Source organism: Xenorhabdus beddingii, from assembly GCF_002127545.1.
Lineage (GTDB): Bacteria > Pseudomonadota > Gammaproteobacteria > Enterobacterales > Enterobacteriaceae > Xenorhabdus > Xenorhabdus beddingii.
The window spans coordinates 1-422 of record NZ_MUBK01000174.1 but is presented as its reverse complement, the minus strand read 5'-3'; the positions used below and the strand labels follow the sequence as shown (position 1 = coordinate 422).

The 422-nt window shown below is 60.0% G+C and carries 1 pseudogene; it reads right to left on the bottom strand.

Features of this window, described 5'->3' with window-relative positions:
- Positions 1-7: 7 nt before the first annotated feature.
- Positions 8-422, bottom strand: a pseudogene (locus tag Xbed_RS19130) (DUF2345 domain-containing protein); the annotation flags it as partial.

Sequence of the window (422 nt, the reverse complement as noted above, 5' to 3'; positions counted from 1 at the left end):
ATTGTGTTTACCCTTTAACCGGTTTAATGACTAAACCCGCATCCTGTTGCGCCAGTTCGGCACAAGCCGGTTGCACCGGAAACTCGATTGCCGGGAGTGCTTCCGCCATCGGGAGTTGCCCCACTTGTGCGAGCGGTGCCACACCTTCCGGCAGTTGCAGTGCAATGCCACGCCCGCTGCCCCCTGAACCCTGCCCGACATTCATCGGGGAACAGAGAATGCCGCCCGGCGTGACTTTGAGAAAACTGCCGCCCACTTTCAGGGTGATTTCTGATGCCGCTTCCAGCACGATTTTGCCGCCGCTTTTCAGGTGGATTTCCTGCCCGCTGTCAATCACTGTGGCATCGCCGGTCTGGAGATGCTGGCTGCCGGCTATCCGGTGGGAGACGTCGCCGTCGGTGGTGATTTTGCGCGAACCCGCC